The sequence below is a fragment of the Glutamicibacter sp. AGC46 genome (assembly GCF_053543715.1).
Genome location: NZ_JBLVOJ010000011.1, coordinates 441,823 through 456,908 on the forward strand (window position 1 = coordinate 441,823; position 15,086 = coordinate 456,908).

The window sequence follows — 15,086 nt, forward strand, 5'->3', positions numbered from 1 at the left end:
CAGAATAGGGCTATGACATCTGACGCAGCCGAAAAGCCCCTGGACTATTCAGAGGCGGTGCATCGCCTCGCAGCACTCGTCCCGGCAGGGGCGGTGCTCAGCTACAAGGACGTGGCAGAACTTCTCGGAAGCGGGGGAGCACGCCAAACGGGCAAGGCGATGGCAAGCGCGCCGGAAGGGACACCATGGTGGCGGATTATCCGCTCCAACGGTTCCATGGCCGATGCGCTTGCCGAAGCAGCAGAACGGCACTGGATCGCAGAAGAACTGTCAGCACCTGGCCGTCACGTGAACATGAATAGATACCGCTGGAACCCCAACGACTGGGCGTGGGAAAAAATTGACGCGCTGCGTACGGCGCTGGGCAACCCCAAAATGTCCGAGATGGATGATCAACTATGAGTATGGAAGAGGCCCGAAGCCAGCCCCGCGAAGAAGCCACCTCGGTCCTTGGCCACTTGCATTCGGTGGAAAGCCCGGTCCTGGTCACTGGGGCTCCGGGTACCGGCAAGACCCATCTGCTCATCGACACCGCGGTGGCGCACCTTGACGCCGGGCTCGATCCGCAGGCCCTCTTGATCATCGGGCCAACTCGACTGACCGCTGCCTCGATCCGTGATGAGCTCAGCCGCCGAGCAGAACGGACTTTCACCGAACCGGTGGTTCGCACCTGGTCGGCTTATGCCTTTGACTTGATCCGCCGTGCCCGCGTTGAAGGACTCTTGCCCCAGCTCGAACGCATTCCCCGCTTGCTCTCCGGTCCGGAACAGGACACCCTCATCGGCCACCTGCTGGAAGGCCATGCCGAAGGCCTCACCGAAGGACCGCAGTGGCCAAGCGAACTGGCGCTGGCAGTAGGGACTCGCGGCTTCCGCAAGGAAATCCGCGAGTTCTTCGACCGTGTTTCAGAGCTGGGATTGGAACCTGCAGACATCGCTGACCTCGGCCAGCAAGCCAACCGCCCCGAATGGCACGCTGCGGCGCTGTTCTACCAGGAATACCGCGACCTGCTGGACTTGGGCAGCGCCGAAGCCTTCGACCCGGCAGGGCTGATTACCCGGGCGGCACAAATTCTGGAAGACAATGAAGCGTTCCTGCACGCAGAACAGGACCGGTTGGCCCTGATCCTCGTGGATGACCTGCAAGAAGCCACCCTGTCGCAGCACCGCCTCCTGGCTCTGCTCGGCAAGGACCGCGCCATGGTCGCTTTCGCTGCACCCGACAGCGTAGTTCAGGGATTCCGCGGTGCCCGCACCGATGAATTGCATCGTTTCGCACAGAATTACGCGAGTGCTGGCGAAGCGACGTGCCTCGAACTGACCCACGGCTATCGAATGTCTGGACAGATCACCGAGGCATGGAAACGGATCGTCAGCCGCGTGCCGCTGGCTGCAGGCTTGCGCGGACGAGCTATTGAGCCGTTGAACATGCCGGAACACGAACTGTGCCAGGCACTGGTATTCGAGAATTCCACCTTGGAAGAACGTTTCATTGCCCAGCGGATAGTGCATCTGAACCTCTACGAGAACCGCAGCCTAGCTGAAATTGCGATTGTGGTGCGCAACGGTTCACAGGTGCGCTCCTTCAGCCGTTTTCTTGAAGGCCAGGGAATCGGCGTGCAGGTGCCGCCGGCCGAAATTCCATTGAAGGATGAAGGTGCGGTCCGTCCGCTGCTTGACCTGTTGAACTTGGCGTTCAGCGATTCTGTCACCGATGACCCGCTCCTGATGCAGAACCTGCTGCTGTCGCGTTATGGGATGAGCACTGCCTTGGAAATCCGCCGGATCCGCCAGCTCTTGCGCCAGCAGGAAGCCGCAGCCGGCGGACGCCGCTCCAGCCAGGAGTTGCTTGAATCCTGCCTGCGTGAACCGGCAATGGCCGAGAAATTGGGCAAGCCGGGTTACGGATTGAACCGGCTGCTGAAGATGTACTCCGCGCTGCAAGACGAACTGGCCAGCGGAACCGCTACACCGGAAACAGCGCTCTGGGTGATGTGGGAGGCCTCGGGCCGGGCAAAGGCCTGGCGCGAAGAGGCCCTGGGCACCGGCACTGCCGCCCGCCGCGCAGATCATGACCTGGATGCTGTCCTGTCGCTTTTCCAAGCCGCAGAACGTTTTGTGGATCAGCTTCCCGGCGCCAGCGTCCAGCAGTTCATCGAGCACATCTTGCAGCAGGAATTGCCCATGGACTCCTTGGCAACCCGTGCTGCCGGTGGGCAAACCGTCACGGTTCTCACTACCGCTGCCGCTGCCGGAAAGCAATGGCCAGTGGTCTTTATCCCCGGGCTGCAAGAAGGCTCCTGGCCCAACCTCCGGCTCCGTGGCGAGCTGCTCGGTTCCAATGCGCTCGCCGACGCCGCGGAGCATGGCATTGAATTCCTGGCCACCCGAACGCCAACGCATCTGGTACGCCAAATCCGCAACGACGAATTGCGCAGCTTCAGCAATGCCGTCTCCCGTGCTGGAGACCAGCTGATTTGCACGGCGGTCGATAACGAAGACAGCCAGCCTTCCTCTTTCCTGGACCTGGTCGAGCCACCGGGGCCAGAAGGCAGGGAACCAACCGCGGTTGCGCGCATCCGTTCGCTTCCAACCTTGGTGGCAGAGCTGCGCAGCACCGCCGAGAGAGCCAGGGCCGCCGGCCTTGGGGCAGTGCCAGCGCCGGACGATGTGGAAGCAGCTAACCTGTACCAGGACGCCACCCACGTGCTTGGACGCCTGGCTCAGGCAGATCGCCCGGTGCGAGGAGCGCATCCAAGTTCCTGGTGGGGGTTGCGCGAACTGACTACCCATGAACCGGTTATCCCGGGAGACCAGCCTCGGCGGGTGTCACCGTCGAAGGTGGAAACCCTGGTGAAATCGCCGCTGAACTGGTTTGTGCAAAGCGCTGGTGGAACCGCTGCCCGCGATTTCGCGGCCTCCTTGGGTACGCTGATCCACTCCATCGCCGAAGAGCATCCCGATGCAAGCGGAAGCGAATACCAGCAGATCCTAGAGCAACGCTGGCCAGAGCTGGAAAAACTGGAGAACTGGGAAGGTCAAAGGGACTTCGACCGTGCCAATAGCATGCTCAAGAAGTTCGCCGCCTACTGCGTCACCATGCGCCAAGAAGGACGCGAACTGGTGGCTCGCGAGATGCCGTTCCAGATCGAGGTCCCGGCCCCTGACGGCACGCATATCCAGCTTCGCGGAATTATCGACCGCGTCGAAGCTGACGCCAACGGCAAGGTGAGGGTCGTTGACCTGAAAACCGGTTCCACTGCGCCATCCAAGGACGCAACCTTGGAACACCCGCAGCTAGGCGTCTACCAAACCGCAATCCAGCTCGGTGCATTGCAAGATCACGAGGAAACTGCAGGACTCCCGGATGAGCCAGCCGGCGCATCCTTGGTCTACGTCGGTACCAGCACCAAGGGCGCCTCGGTCCGTGAACAACCATCAATTGGTGAAGGGGACTGGGCCCGCGCGCTCATCTTCGAAGCTGCCTCGCTGATGGGAAACAGTGAATTCATCACCCGGCACGTTTCGGGAGCCGCAGGGATCCTCGGCAACTGCACGCTGCCTGAAATCTGCCCTTTGTGCGCCCAAGGACGACAGGTCACCGAACCATGAGCAATATCAGATTCACTCCAGAAGAACTCTCCGCAGCCCTGGGCGAGCAGTTTCCGCCCACCGCGCAGCAGGCTGAGATAGTCGCTGCGCCATTGGAACCGATGCTGGTCATCGCCGGCGCCGGCTCGGGCAAGACCAAAACCATGGCGGATAAAGTCGTCTGGCTGGTAGCCAACCAGCTGGTCCGGCCGGAAGAGATTCTCGGGGTGACCTTTACCCGCAAGGCAGCGGGAGAGCTTTCCGTGCGTATCCGTGCCAAGATCGCGCAGCTTGTGGCCACCGGTCTGCTCAGCCCAGAAGAAACCCGGGACTTCCTGAACCCTGCGGTATCCACCTACCACTCCTACGCCAACACCCTGGTCCAAGACCATGGGCTGCGGCTTGGCCTTGAAGAAGACAGTGCCTTGTTGGGCGCGGCCCAATCATGGCAGGTGGCCCACTCGGTGCTGGAAAGATACACCGGCAACTACGAGCACCTGAACAGTGCCACCAGCACACTGATTGATGCCATCGTTTCCTTCAGTTCCGAAGCATCCGAGCACTTGGTCACCGCACCGGAGGCCCATCAGTGGATTGATGTACTGGTGGCACGCCTGCGCACCTTGCCGATGGACGCAGAGAAGCCCAAGAAAACTACCCAAGCAGCCCTCAAGCTCATCGACAAGCTGGCTTCACGTGCCACCATCGCTGAGTTGGCTGAAGAGTACGCCCGGGAAAAGAAGCGCCTCGGGGTGATGGACTACGGCGACTTGGTGGCCCACGCAGCGCGTATCGCCCAGGAGGTGCCGGCAGCTGCGCTCGCCGAACGGGCTAGCCACAAGGTGGTGCTGCTGGATGAATTCCAGGACACCTCGCACGCGCAGATGGTGCTCTTCTCTCAACTCTATGGCGAAGGCCATCCGGTCACCGCGGTGGGTGACCCTAACCAATCCATCTACGGATTCCGCGGGGCTAGCGCCGGTCAGCTGTTCCGATTCCCAGAAGTCTTCCCGATTGTTCGGGACACAGGCCGGGACGTCGCCCACGTGAAGCACCTGACCATCGCATGGCGCAATACCGTCAACGTGCTCGCGGCAGCGAATAGCATCACTGCCGGCGGGCCGCAGCATGAAGGCCCGGTCTCGGTCAAGCCCTTGGATTCCTCGGCGCATGCCAAGCCAGGTCGTGTGGTGCTCAACCGTTGCGCAACGGTTCGCGACGAGGCAGACGCCATAGCCGACATGATTGTTGCCGAGAATAGGGCATCTTCCGAGCCGAAGACCAGTGCGGTCCTCTCGCGAAATCGTACCCAGTTGAGCATCATGGCCGAGGTGCTCGCTGAGCGGGGCATCAAATACCAGCTCGTGGGACTATCCGGATTGCTGAGCACCCCTGAGCTCACCGACCTGGTCTCGTACCTGCACGTGCTGGTTGACCCGCTGCGCTCCGACAAGCTCATGCGCTTATTGGCTGGAGCGCGCTGGCGGCTGGGTGCCGCAGACCTGATGGCCTTCGCCGATTGGTCCCGCCAGCTGGAACGGCGGCGAGCCCGCGGGCTGCAGCCAGACCCGGCAGAAAGCGAAGAGGCGCAGAGCCCCGAAGAAGCAGTGACCGAGGCGGCCCGCGCCGAACTCAATGATGCGGCCAGCCTCGTCGAAGCACTGGACTTCCTGCCCAGGGAAGGGTGGACCAGCAATGACGGCAGGACCATTAGCGCAGCGGGCTACGAGCGCTTGGCGGCCCTGCGCGATGAACTCGCCGGCCTGCGGCTGCTGGCCAATGACGACCTTGAAACGCTGATTCGCGAGACCGAACGCGCCATGAACCTGGACATCGAGGTGGCTGCCCGTCCGTGGATATCTCGAGACAAGGCGCGAGCCAACCTCGATGCCTTCGCCGATGTGGTGCGCGAATACTGCCGCAATGCGCCACGCGTTGAACTGTCCGGCTTCTTGATGTGGCTGGAACAGGCCGCCGAAAAGGAAAAGGGACTACCGCTGCCAAGCGAAGATGCTGACCCCGCGGCAGTCCAATTGCTGACGGTTCACGCGTCCAAGGGATTGGAATGGGACATCGTGGCGGTGATGACCTTGAACGACGGGGTGTTCCCGGGTTCCAAATCCGACCGGTGGACCAGCGGTGACAAAGCGCTGCCCTGGGAAATCCGTGGCGACGCCCGCGACCTGCCCCAATGGGACACCGAACAGCCGGCCTTGAAGGAACTGCTGGAAGCCGAATCGGTCTTCAAGGACCAGGTAGAGGACCACCACATTGCCGAAGAGCGTCGCCTGGCCTATGTTGCGGTGACCCGCGCCAAGTCATTGCTGATTTGCAGTAGCAGCGTCTGGACGAGCACCCGTACCAAGCCAACCGAGCCATCAGAATTCTTCACCTGTTTGCTTCCGCTGGCCGAAGGCGAGGAACCCCAGGCGGAGATCGGGGTCTGGGTGAAGGACGAAGAAGCGCCGGAACAAAACCCGAGCACTTTGACGCCCCTTGAAGCGCTGTGGCCGTACGATCCATTGGAAGGCCCCGTCGTCACGGGGGGAGTGCAAAAGACTCCATACCCGTATTCACGGCGCAATGTCATTGCGGAAGTGGCGAAGGATCTCGAATCCGTTCCAACAGATCATGAGCCGCTGACCAGCTTCGGGAGGCAGTGGGCTGAAGAAGCCGAGAAACTTCTAGGCCAGCGCGAGTTCTTGGCTGGCCGTGAGCGCAGCATCGAGGCACCAGAGCATGTGCGTGCTTCGTTGTTTGTCGAGCTGGCCGAGGACCCGGTTGGGGTACTGGAAAACCTTCGACGCCCGGTGCCGCGTCGACCGGGGCTCGCTGCACGGCGCGGTACCGCGTTCCATGCCTGGATTGAAGAGTTCTACGAGAAGACGTCAATGCTTGATCTGGGAGACCTGCAGGATCCGGCAGATGGCTATCTTGATGAGGCGCTGGACCTTGAATCCATGAAGGAAGCGTTCCTATCCAGCGAATGGTCCAAGCTGCAGCCGGCCTATGTCGAGGTTCCATTGGAGACCCGTGTGGGTCCGGTGGCTGTGCGTGGCCGCATTGATGCCGTCTTCCGGATGGACGACGGTACGTGGCTGATGCTGGACTGGAAAACCGGTCGAGTTCCTAGCGGCAAGGATCTGAAGAGCAAGCTGGTCCAGCTCGCGGTGTATCGTCTGGGCTGGTCACGCCTGCACGGAATCCCGCTAGAGGAGATCAAGGCCGCCTTCTACTATGTGGCGGCGGGCATTACGATCCACGCGGAGTATCTCTCCGATGAGCAAGAACTGGAACAGATGATCAGCAGCGCGTTTGAACAGCTCGAAGGCTAGCCGCTCAGGACGCTGGGAAGTCTTTACTTCCCGGCGTCCTCAACAGGCTTGTTGTTCTTTTCAGCAGGCTCAGCCGTGCTCATTGGCCGTGCGGCAGCTGACTCGGCCTCCGCTGCATCACTATCGTGTTCGGCGGCCTTGGAGGCGGGTTCATCCTTCGCAGGCGAACTGTTCTTGGCATCAGCCTGAACAGCATCAGATTTTGGCTGGTCACCAGACTCCTCTGGCGCGGCCTGGACATTGGACGCTGTGCTTCGGGGTGTTGCGGAGTTCGGCGATTCCGCTGCCAGGGGAGTGACCTTGTCGGTGTTAATGCTTGGCGCGGCGACGGCGGCCGGCTTTTCCGGAGCCTTCTGGGCCGGTGCTTCTGGCTGGGGAGCCAAAGGGCGCGGAGCTTCCACGACCGACAATGGCTGGCCACCGTACTCCGCGATGTTCTGGTCCAATTCGCGTAGCATCTCTTCGGCCTCGGCGATGCGCTCGTAGTCCTTGGAATCCAAAGACTTCACCAGCCACTGCGCCAGCGCGAATTCGGCGGCCAGCGCGGCGCGACGCATGATGTGCGGATCCGCAGCCTTGCCGCGGGCTTCGACATAGGCGGTGAAAACGCGCTCGCTGAAGCTCTGGTCTTCTATGGCCGAAAGCCAAGCGAAGTCATCAGCGGGATCACCGACGTGCAAATCTGTCCAGCCCTTGACTGCAGTGATGCTGGAATGGGAAATCTGCAGCTGCTCTTCATCGAAGTCGCCGTGAACTACGGCAGCGTTGAAACGCCACAGCGCCACGTCCTCCATGGCGTGTTCCCAACGGCGCAGCAAACCGCTTGGCACCTTGCCCGTAGCCGCGGCGGTATCCAGTTCGTTGAGTTTGCGCTGGCGAATCTCGTCGGCAGTGTAGGTCGGCAGGCCTGCCACTTCAACAGCTTCATCTGGGATCTGGTGGATGGCAGCCATGCACTGGCCCAGCGACTTGGCCAGGTTGCTGCCGACATCAACCAATTCATCGAGGGTCGGAACGTGTCCGGGCATATCCTTGTAGACAAAGGTGCGCAGTGGGCCCTGGCGCACGGTGCCGGCTACGGCAGGCAAGGAAAACGGCAGTGAAGCGCGGACCTTGGCGGAGAAAGCGCGCAAGGCCGAAAGCTCTGCTTCCAGACGCATGCTTGCCTCGTCATGCCGAGGTGAACGAACGCGCCAGCGATGCTTGAGTGCGTCGACGATCAATGCTGAGTCAAAATCTTCTGCATCGTCGGACAGCGCCGCGAAGCCTACCGGACTCAATCCGGGGACGGCGGCGGTGGCAATTGCGGCGAGTTCCATGGCAGTGCGTTTCACAAGTTCCACCGTATGCGAGATTCCCTTTTCTATCGTTGAATGACGCACGGAATATGGCGGGATTCACCGGCAACATTCAGAGTTGCGACGAATCTCATTGATCAACAGCTATCCACATTGAGCAAGCATCAAGATTCTGGAGCGCTACGTGCATTAGGTTAGAGGTATGGCTCTGGCAGAAACTTATCGAACCCCACTTACCGGACTTCACTTCGGACAGTCTCTGATTGAGCGCCCACTGACCGAAAAGCAAGACCCGATGCTTTTGCCTGGCCTATTTAAGCAGCGCAGCACCAAGGTGCTGCTGATCAGTGGTGGTGGCGCGGCAACTATCGGCTCTGATCTCTTCTTTCTCAACGGCACGGACTACCTCGCAAAAGACTCCGAGCGCCAGGTGTACCTGGGGCGTGCATCAGGCACGGAATACGTTCTGGCTCTCGTTGATGCCGAGGACTATGCCTCCAGCGGCATCGAGCGCTGGACGACGCTACGTGAAGGCTTCAACCTGCTCAATGAACTGCATGCAGAACTCTTCGTTGAAGCGCAGGCGATCGCCAATTGGATCCGTTCAGAGAAATTCTGCCCACGTTGCGGTTCACCCGTTAGGGCTGCCACCTTCGGGTGGGGCCAGCGTTGCGTGAACAATGACCACGAGCTTTTTCCACGTACCGACCCGGCAATCATTGCCTCGGTGATCGACAGCCAAGATCGATTGCTGCTCGGATCCAACGCCACCTTCAAGCACCGGATGTACTCGGTGCTTGCAGGATTCGTCGAAGCAGGGGAGTCCCTAGAGTCTGCTGTGCGCCGCGAGATCTTTGAAGAATCCGGTGTGCGTATTGGAGAGGTCGCCTACCGCGGTTCCCAGCCCTGGCCAATGCCGCGATCGCTGATGCTCGGTTTCGCTGCTGAAGCCTTGAGCGAAGAGCTGGTTCCGGATGGTGCAGAAATCATGGACCTTCGCTGGTTCACACGAGCCGAACTGCGTGAAGCTCTGGAATCAGGAACAATAGATATACCGCGCGGAGTCTCGATAGCCCACGCATTGATCCGTACCTGGTACGGCGAACCCCTTCCGGAGGCCCTGAGCAAGTGACCGAATACGACAATCCGCCAGCAGACAATTTGCTAGCGGGACTGGATGCTGAACAGCGGCAAGCAGCTGAAACCCTCAGCGGTCCACTGTGTATTCTGGCGGGCGCAGGAACCGGCAAGACCAGAGCAATTACCCACCGGATCGCCCACGGCGTGCATACTGGCATCTACAACCCGACCAGTGTTCTCGCGCTGACTTTCACCACGCGTGCAGCTGCGGAGATGCGTACCCGCTTGCGTCAGCTCGGCGCACCCGGCGTGCAGACGCGTACCTTCCATGCAGCTGCCTTGCGCCAGCTGCAGTACTTCTGGCCGCAGGCCGTTGGCGGTACCCTGCCGAACTTGGTAGAACACAAGGCCCCGCTCATTGCGGAGGCGGCTCGTCGCCTGCGCATTTCCAGCGACCGCGCCATGGTCCGTGATCTGGCTGCGGAAATCGAATGGGCCAAGGTCTCCATGCATACCCCGGAAAGCTACGCCAAGATTGCGTCTTCCCGAGAACTGCCCAACGGTCTCGAAGCAGTGAGCATGGCCCGCATCTTCCAAACCTACGAAGAGCTCAAAGATGACCGCGGAGTTATCGACTTTGAAGACGTACTGCTGCTGACCATTGCAATTCTTGAAGACAATGAAAAAGTCGCAGCCAGTGTACGCCAGCAGTACCGCCACTTCGTCGTCGACGAGTACCAGGACGTTTCGCCGTTGCAGCAACGGCTCCTGGATCTCTGGCTTGGCCAGCGCAACGAACTGTGCGTGGTGGGCGATGCCTCCCAGACCATCTATTCTTTCACCGGTGCACGCCCAGACTTCTTGCTGAACTTCGGCACACGGTTTCCGGAAGCAAAGGTCGTGAAGCTGGTACGCGATTACCGCTCCACTCCTGAAGTCGTGAACCTGGCGAATAAGGTGCTTGCTAATCGGCGCATTGAATCCCAAGTCCCTGACCGTAACGTGACCTGGCCCGAACCACTGGAACTCATCGCGCAACGCGATCACGGTCCGGCCCCTGAATTCTTTGAAGCGACGGATGACGAAAATGAAGCCGAGGAAGTCGCCCAGCGCATCAAGCAGCTGCTCAAAAACGGCCAGGACATCTCCGAGATTGCCATCTTGTACCGCACTAACGGGCAGTCCCAGGCTTTTGAGCAAGCACTGACGGCGTATTCCATCCCCTACGTAATGCGTGGTGCCGAGCGGTTCTTCTCCCGTCGCGAAGTCAAGGAAGGGATGCTGGCCTTGCGGGCCGGCTTGAGCGTCGCCGCAGATACTCCGGTTGCGCAGATGGTGCGCGATGTGCTCTCCTCGCACGGCTACTCGGCGAATGCCCCAAGCGGCGGCACTGGTGCGGTGCGCCAGCGTTGGGAATCGATGTCGGCACTGGTTCGCCTGGCCGACGAAGTCGTTGCGCTTAAAAAAGAACAAGACATTGATGCCACATTGCACGATGTGGTCAAGGAATTGGAAGACCGCGCAGCGATCCAGCACGCGCCAACTCTGGATGGCGTCACCTTGGCATCATTCCACGCAGCCAAGGGGCTGGAATGGGATGCTGTATTCCTGGTTGGATTGAACGAAGGCCTGGTCCCGATCTCCTATGCCAAGGACCAAGCGGGCTTCGATGAAGAACGGCGGCTGCTGTACGTGGGTATTACCCGCGCACGGAAGCACCTGTACCTGTCCTGGTCGCTGGCAAGGACCCCGGGCGGACGCGCGCACCGATACCCATCACGATTCCTCGATGGAATTAAATCGGTACGCCAAGCCAGCAGCAGGCAGCAGACCACCTACCGCAAACGCGAACAGAAAATCACGCCCGCAGTCTGCATGACCTGTGGATCCTTCTTGACCAGTGCAAAAGAGCGAAAGCTCAAACGTTGCGCCTCGTGCCCTGCTGCCTATGATGAAGCGTTGTTTGAGACTTTGCGTGAATGGCGATCGGAGGTTGCCCAATCCAACGCGGTCCCGGCATTCGTCATATTCACCGATGCAACCCTCATGTCCATCGCGGAGCACCAGCCGGATTCAATCCAGGGATTGTCGAAGATTCCCGGGGTGGGACGTAGCAAGCTTGAACGATATGGCGAGGCGGTGCTTGCGGTCGTTGGCGAGCGCCGCGCATAGGGTTCTCCACAAGTTGGCGAATTGGTCCGAAGCTGTTCAGGCTAGGACGTAGCTTAGAGATCACGTAGTGAGCGGACAGGAAGGTCCCCGGCCGCTGCCATAGATGAGGAAAGAGGCGCAATGCAATGCCAGCTTTTCCAAACTCCGTCGACTTCGTAGCGCCGGATGAGATTCCAGTGCGGGTTCTCCGCTCGGCCAAGCGCAAGAAGACCATTTCCTCCCAGTGGCGCGATAACCGGCTGATTATCCAAGTCCCTGCAGCGCTGGACGAAAAAACGGAACGCGCTTTCGTTGATGAGATGATCTCGAAGTATCGCAAGGGACGCCAAGCGCGTACCGCGGGTCATACCGATGATGCGCTGGAGCGCCGAGCGGCATCTCTTGACCAGCAGTACTTCGCCGGCGAAGCCGCGCCGCAATCCGTGCGTTGGGTAGCCAACCAAAATAAGCGTTGGGGTTCGGCTTCATATCGGCAGCGCAGCATCCGCTTATCGGTCACGTTGCAGCATATGCCCAGCTGGGTGCAGGACTATGTTCTAGTCCACGAGCTTGCGCATCTGGTGGTCCCGCGGGCCGGCCACGGACCTAGGTTCCAGGCTTTGCTGAATCGGTTCGAACGCCGAGCGCAGGCGGATATTTTCTTGGAGGCATTCCACGCAGGCTACAACGCTCACGCCAAGGAATTGGGCCGGGTCCAGGATGAACTTTCGGGTTTCGGCCATGACGAGGAACAGTAGCTCAATGCACGAAGGAGGGATGTGCACTCGTGCACATCCCTCCTTCGAGGTTTCGATCTAATCAGTTCTTCGGATCCTCTGGATTCCCTGAACCGTCATCGCCTTCGGCTTCGGGTTCAGCGTTGTCGAAGCCGCCGTCCAGAAGCTTACCCAGTGCTGCGTCAAAGTCGTCGAACTCGGTCGCGGCAACTTCACGGCGATGCGTGAAGCCCTTGGGATCGGTGAGGTCTTCCGCGGTAGGCATCAGATCTGGGTGATCCCATACGGCATCACGGCCCTCGATTCCACGTTCGTCGTACAAGTGCTCCCACAGGGCAGCCGCTTCGCGCAGCTTGCGTGGGCGCAATTCAAGGCCAACCAGAGATGCGAAGGCAGTCTCAGCTGGGCCACCCGAAGCACGACGGCGACGCATCGTCTCGCGCAGGTGACCAGCAAATGGAAGGTTCTGGGCGGCCAAGGAGACCACATGATCAACCCAGCCCTCGATCAATGCCAACGTCAGTTCTAGGTTTTCTAGAGCCTTCTCCTGAGCGGGGGTGCGCTGCGGGGTGAACAATCCTTCACCCAGCATCGACTGCAGCGCTTCAGGGTTGGACGGATCGATACCGCGTACTGCTTCTTCAATGCGCGACATGTCGATATGGATGCCCCGAGCATAGGATTCCACGGCACCAATCAACTTGGAGCTTAGCCAAGGGACCCGGTTGAACAATCGTGCGTGTGCGTTCTCCCGCAGAATCACATACAGCAGGACTTCCTGCTCTGGGATTTCAAGGCCATCGCCGAACTTGCTGACGTTGGCCGCGATAATGCCTGGAGTGGTTCCTGCCAAAGGCAGGCCGATATCGGTGCCGCCAAGCACATCGGTTGCCAAGCCGCCCAGTGCAGTGCCCAGCTGCATGCCGAACATGCTGGCTCCGAGATTGCGGAACATGCCATCGGAATTGCCGAGCATGCCCTTCATCTCTTCGGGGATCTGATCCTTCATCGCGGTGGTGATTGCGTTAGCTACCGACTCGGCAACAGGCTCGGTGACCTGCTTCCAGGTGGCCAGGGTCTTGTCATACCATCGTTTACGAGTCCATGCCTCGGTCGAGCGGCCGTTCGACTCGAACACCGTAGCGTTGTTCAGCCACAGTTCAGAAAGGTTTGACGCATCGCTGATGGCGTTGTTGCGCGCGTCCGATACCGCCGGATCATCGCTGGCATATGCCTGCAAAGCGGTGTCGGATGCAAGCTTCCAGTTCACCGGACCGGAAGACGCGTTATTGCTCATCATCGCGGACATCATGGCCTGGGCCTGCTGCATCATTTTCTGCATCGCAGCCGGATCGCCTTGAGCACCAAGGGCATCACGAAGCTGCGGCGGGAGGTCATTCGGGTCGAATCCGCCACCGAAGAGCTGACCAAACATTGCAGAAAATGGGTCCTGCGGATTGTTTTCGTCGTCATCGCCGTTAGGGCGGTTATTCGGGGGGTTCTGTGCCATGCCTTTAAAACTACCGCGAGTAGCTGATAGTTCCCATGAATCTGGGCTTCAGTTCGCTTTCGGCACATCGAATACGCCTTGATGCTGATGCTTTTAAACCCAGGGCTTCAGTAGGCTAAGGGTGGGGATGTCTGCAAGGACGGATCCGCGTATTTTTTGACAGTTGGCGGGAGCAGGATCAGTGCACGTACAGGAACCACAAGACTCGACTTTGGAGCCAGGCGATTCCAGCCGCACTCCGCGAGGTTCCAAAACCATGAAACGCACCAGCTCCGGCGTCGTTGCGCTCCTCCTGATCGGCGTCATGATGTTTCTCCCGACGAATTTCATGATCCGGTCGCCTGGCCCAGTGTTTAACACTCTTGGCGAGGACAACGGGCACGATGTGGTCTCCATCAAGGGAGCCCAGTCATACCCTTCGGAGAGCGTCTTGGATCTGTTGACCATTTACGTCCAGGGTGGCGGGCAGAACCGAATCACCATACCTGTCGTACTTGAAGCATTGGTCAATCCGGCCAAGGATCTAGTTCCTGAAGAAACCATCATTTCTCGTGGTGTCTCTTCAGAAGAGAAGAATGAACAAAATGATTTCATGATGACTTCATCGCAGGACTTGGCTGTGGCAGCGGCTTTGGCCGAGCTGGATCAGGGCTTTACCGAGTGGCTTACGGTCGCTGAGTTCTCCACCGGCACGAATGAAAAAGTGCTTGAGCCCAAGGATCGCCTTCTGAAATTCGAAGGAGAGAAGATCACTTCGCTGGAACAGCTGAAGGAAGAACTGAATTCCCGCGGTGCAGAACCAGCAATCTTGACCGTTGGCAGACCGGATAAGCATGGCGTCTACAGCGACGTAGATGTCACTGTGAACACCAAGGAAGCCGAGAATGGCGAACGCCAGTTGGGTGTCTTCCTGGGCAACGAATACGAGTTCCCTATCGATGTGAGCTTCGGGTTGGAAAATGTTGGCGGTCCCAGCGCCGGCATGATGTTTGCCTTGGCGATCATTGACCGCCTGACGGAAGGCTCATTGGCGGGAGACCACCACATCGCAGGTACCGGTGAGATTTCAGCCGATGGCAAGGTCGGTCCAATCGGTGGAATCGCCCAGAAGATGGTGGCGGCGAAGAATGCCGGAGCAACCGTCTTCTTGGCCCCAGCCGACAACTGCGCTGAAGCCATAGGGCGTATTCCTGCCGGACTGGATGTCATCAAGGTTGCAACCCTGTCAGAAGCTCGCCAGGCATTGGAGAAGATCGCCGCAGGTGAAGACCCGGCGACTTTCACGACATGCGAATAGATTTAGCCGGGCATCAAGGGAAGAATGTGATGCAAGGAAACCAGTCTCGTACACAACGCCCGTACAAGAATTAGGTACACGAGTTCTC

9 protein-coding genes are annotated in these 15,086 nt (G+C 59.6%); 7 read left to right on the plus strand and 2 right to left on the minus strand.

Translation table 11 applies throughout. The features are described 5' to 3' along the window. Positions 1 to 12: 12 nt before the first annotated feature. The 3 genes from ACNPM8_RS07310 to ACNPM8_RS07320 are packed head-to-tail and all read left to right on the plus strand — an operon-like array spanning position 13 to position 6,925. Positions 13 to 402: an MGMT family protein gene (locus ACNPM8_RS07310; protein WP_400342167.1), complete on the plus strand. Its 390-nt coding sequence runs from the start codon at positions 13 to 15 to the stop codon at positions 400 to 402. Further along, positions 399 to 3,611 (plus strand): ATP-dependent helicase, encoded by a 3,213-nt coding sequence (locus ACNPM8_RS07315; RefSeq protein ID WP_448939552.1) that lies wholly within the window; start codon positions 399 to 401, stop codon positions 3,609 to 3,611. Before ACNPM8_RS07310 ends, ACNPM8_RS07315 begins: the two co-directional genes overlap by 4 nt. Beyond that, complete coding sequence (locus tag ACNPM8_RS07320) at positions 3,608 to 6,925, plus strand: ATP-dependent helicase (RefSeq protein WP_448939553.1); 3,318 nt, start codon at positions 3,608 to 3,610, stop codon at positions 6,923 to 6,925. Before ACNPM8_RS07315 ends, ACNPM8_RS07320 begins: the two co-directional genes overlap by 4 nt. A 23-nt stretch (positions 6,926 to 6,948) precedes the next feature. On the opposite strand, the gene ACNPM8_RS07325 is transcribed toward ACNPM8_RS07320, so the two are convergent. Continuing rightward, the gene (locus ACNPM8_RS07325; protein WP_448939554.1) at positions 6,949 to 8,259 is read right to left on the minus strand and encodes a phosphotransferase; all 1,311 of its coding nucleotides are present in this window, start codon (positions 8,257 to 8,259) and stop codon (positions 6,949 to 6,951) included. 259 nt (positions 8,260 to 8,518) lie between these two features. On the opposite strand from ACNPM8_RS07325, the gene nudC reads away from it, so the two are divergent. The 3 genes from nudC to ACNPM8_RS07340 all read left to right on the plus strand — a co-directional run bounded on the left by nudC (position 8,519) and on the right by ACNPM8_RS07340 (position 12,212). Next, positions 8,519 to 9,355, plus strand: coding sequence for an NAD(+) diphosphatase (gene nudC, locus ACNPM8_RS07330; protein ID WP_286134184.1), 837 nt, complete (start codon positions 8,519 to 8,521; stop codon positions 9,353 to 9,355). Continuing rightward, positions 9,352 to 11,475: an ATP-dependent DNA helicase UvrD2 gene (locus ACNPM8_RS07335; RefSeq protein WP_332489282.1), complete on the plus strand. Its 2,124-nt coding sequence runs from the start codon at positions 9,352 to 9,354 to the stop codon at positions 11,473 to 11,475. Before nudC ends, ACNPM8_RS07335 begins: the two co-directional genes overlap by 4 nt. Before the next feature lie 125 nt (positions 11,476 to 11,600). Beyond that, positions 11,601 to 12,212 (plus strand): SprT-like domain-containing protein, encoded by a 612-nt coding sequence (locus ACNPM8_RS07340; RefSeq protein WP_448939555.1) that lies wholly within the window; start codon positions 11,601 to 11,603, stop codon positions 12,210 to 12,212. A 61-nt stretch (positions 12,213 to 12,273) separates the two neighbouring features. Here the strand turns inward: ACNPM8_RS07340 and ACNPM8_RS07345 are convergent, their stop codons facing one another. Then, the gene (locus ACNPM8_RS07345; protein ID WP_105661504.1) at positions 12,274 to 13,701 is read right to left on the minus strand and encodes a zinc-dependent metalloprotease; all 1,428 of its coding nucleotides are present in this window, start codon (positions 13,699 to 13,701) and stop codon (positions 12,274 to 12,276) included. Between the two features lie 256 nt (positions 13,702 to 13,957). Here ACNPM8_RS07345 and ACNPM8_RS07350 point away from each other — a divergent pair, with 256 nt between their 5' ends. Next, a complete protein-coding gene (locus ACNPM8_RS07350) occupies positions 13,958 to 14,998 on the plus strand; it encodes a YlbL family protein (protein WP_448939556.1) in 1,041 nt (346 codons plus the stop codon). The last annotated feature ends 88 nt before the right edge of the window (positions 14,999 to 15,086 follow it).

Excerpts from the sequence above, each read along its gene's own strand:
- ACNPM8_RS07310 (WP_400342167.1), top strand. The coding sequence starts at position 13 with ATGACATCTGACGCAGCCGAAAAGCCCCTGGACTATTCAGAGGCGGTG.
- ACNPM8_RS07315 (WP_448939552.1), top strand. The coding sequence starts at position 399 with ATGAGTATGGAAGAGGCCCGAAGCCAGCCCCGCGAAGAAGCCACCTCG.
- ACNPM8_RS07320 (WP_448939553.1), top strand. The coding sequence starts at position 3,608 with ATGAGCAATATCAGATTCACTCCAGAAGAACTCTCCGCAGCCCTGGGC.
- nudC (WP_286134184.1), top strand. The coding sequence starts at position 8,519 with ATGCTTTTGCCTGGCCTATTTAAGCAGCGCAGCACCAAGGTGCTGCTG.
- ACNPM8_RS07340 (WP_448939555.1), top strand. The coding sequence starts at position 11,601 with ATGCCAGCTTTTCCAAACTCCGTCGACTTCGTAGCGCCGGATGAGATT.
- ACNPM8_RS07345 (WP_105661504.1), bottom strand. The coding sequence starts at position 13,701 with ATGGCACAGAACCCCCCGAATAACCGCCCTAACGGCGATGACGACGAA.
- ACNPM8_RS07350 (WP_448939556.1), top strand. The coding sequence starts at position 13,958 with ATGAAACGCACCAGCTCCGGCGTCGTTGCGCTCCTCCTGATCGGCGTC.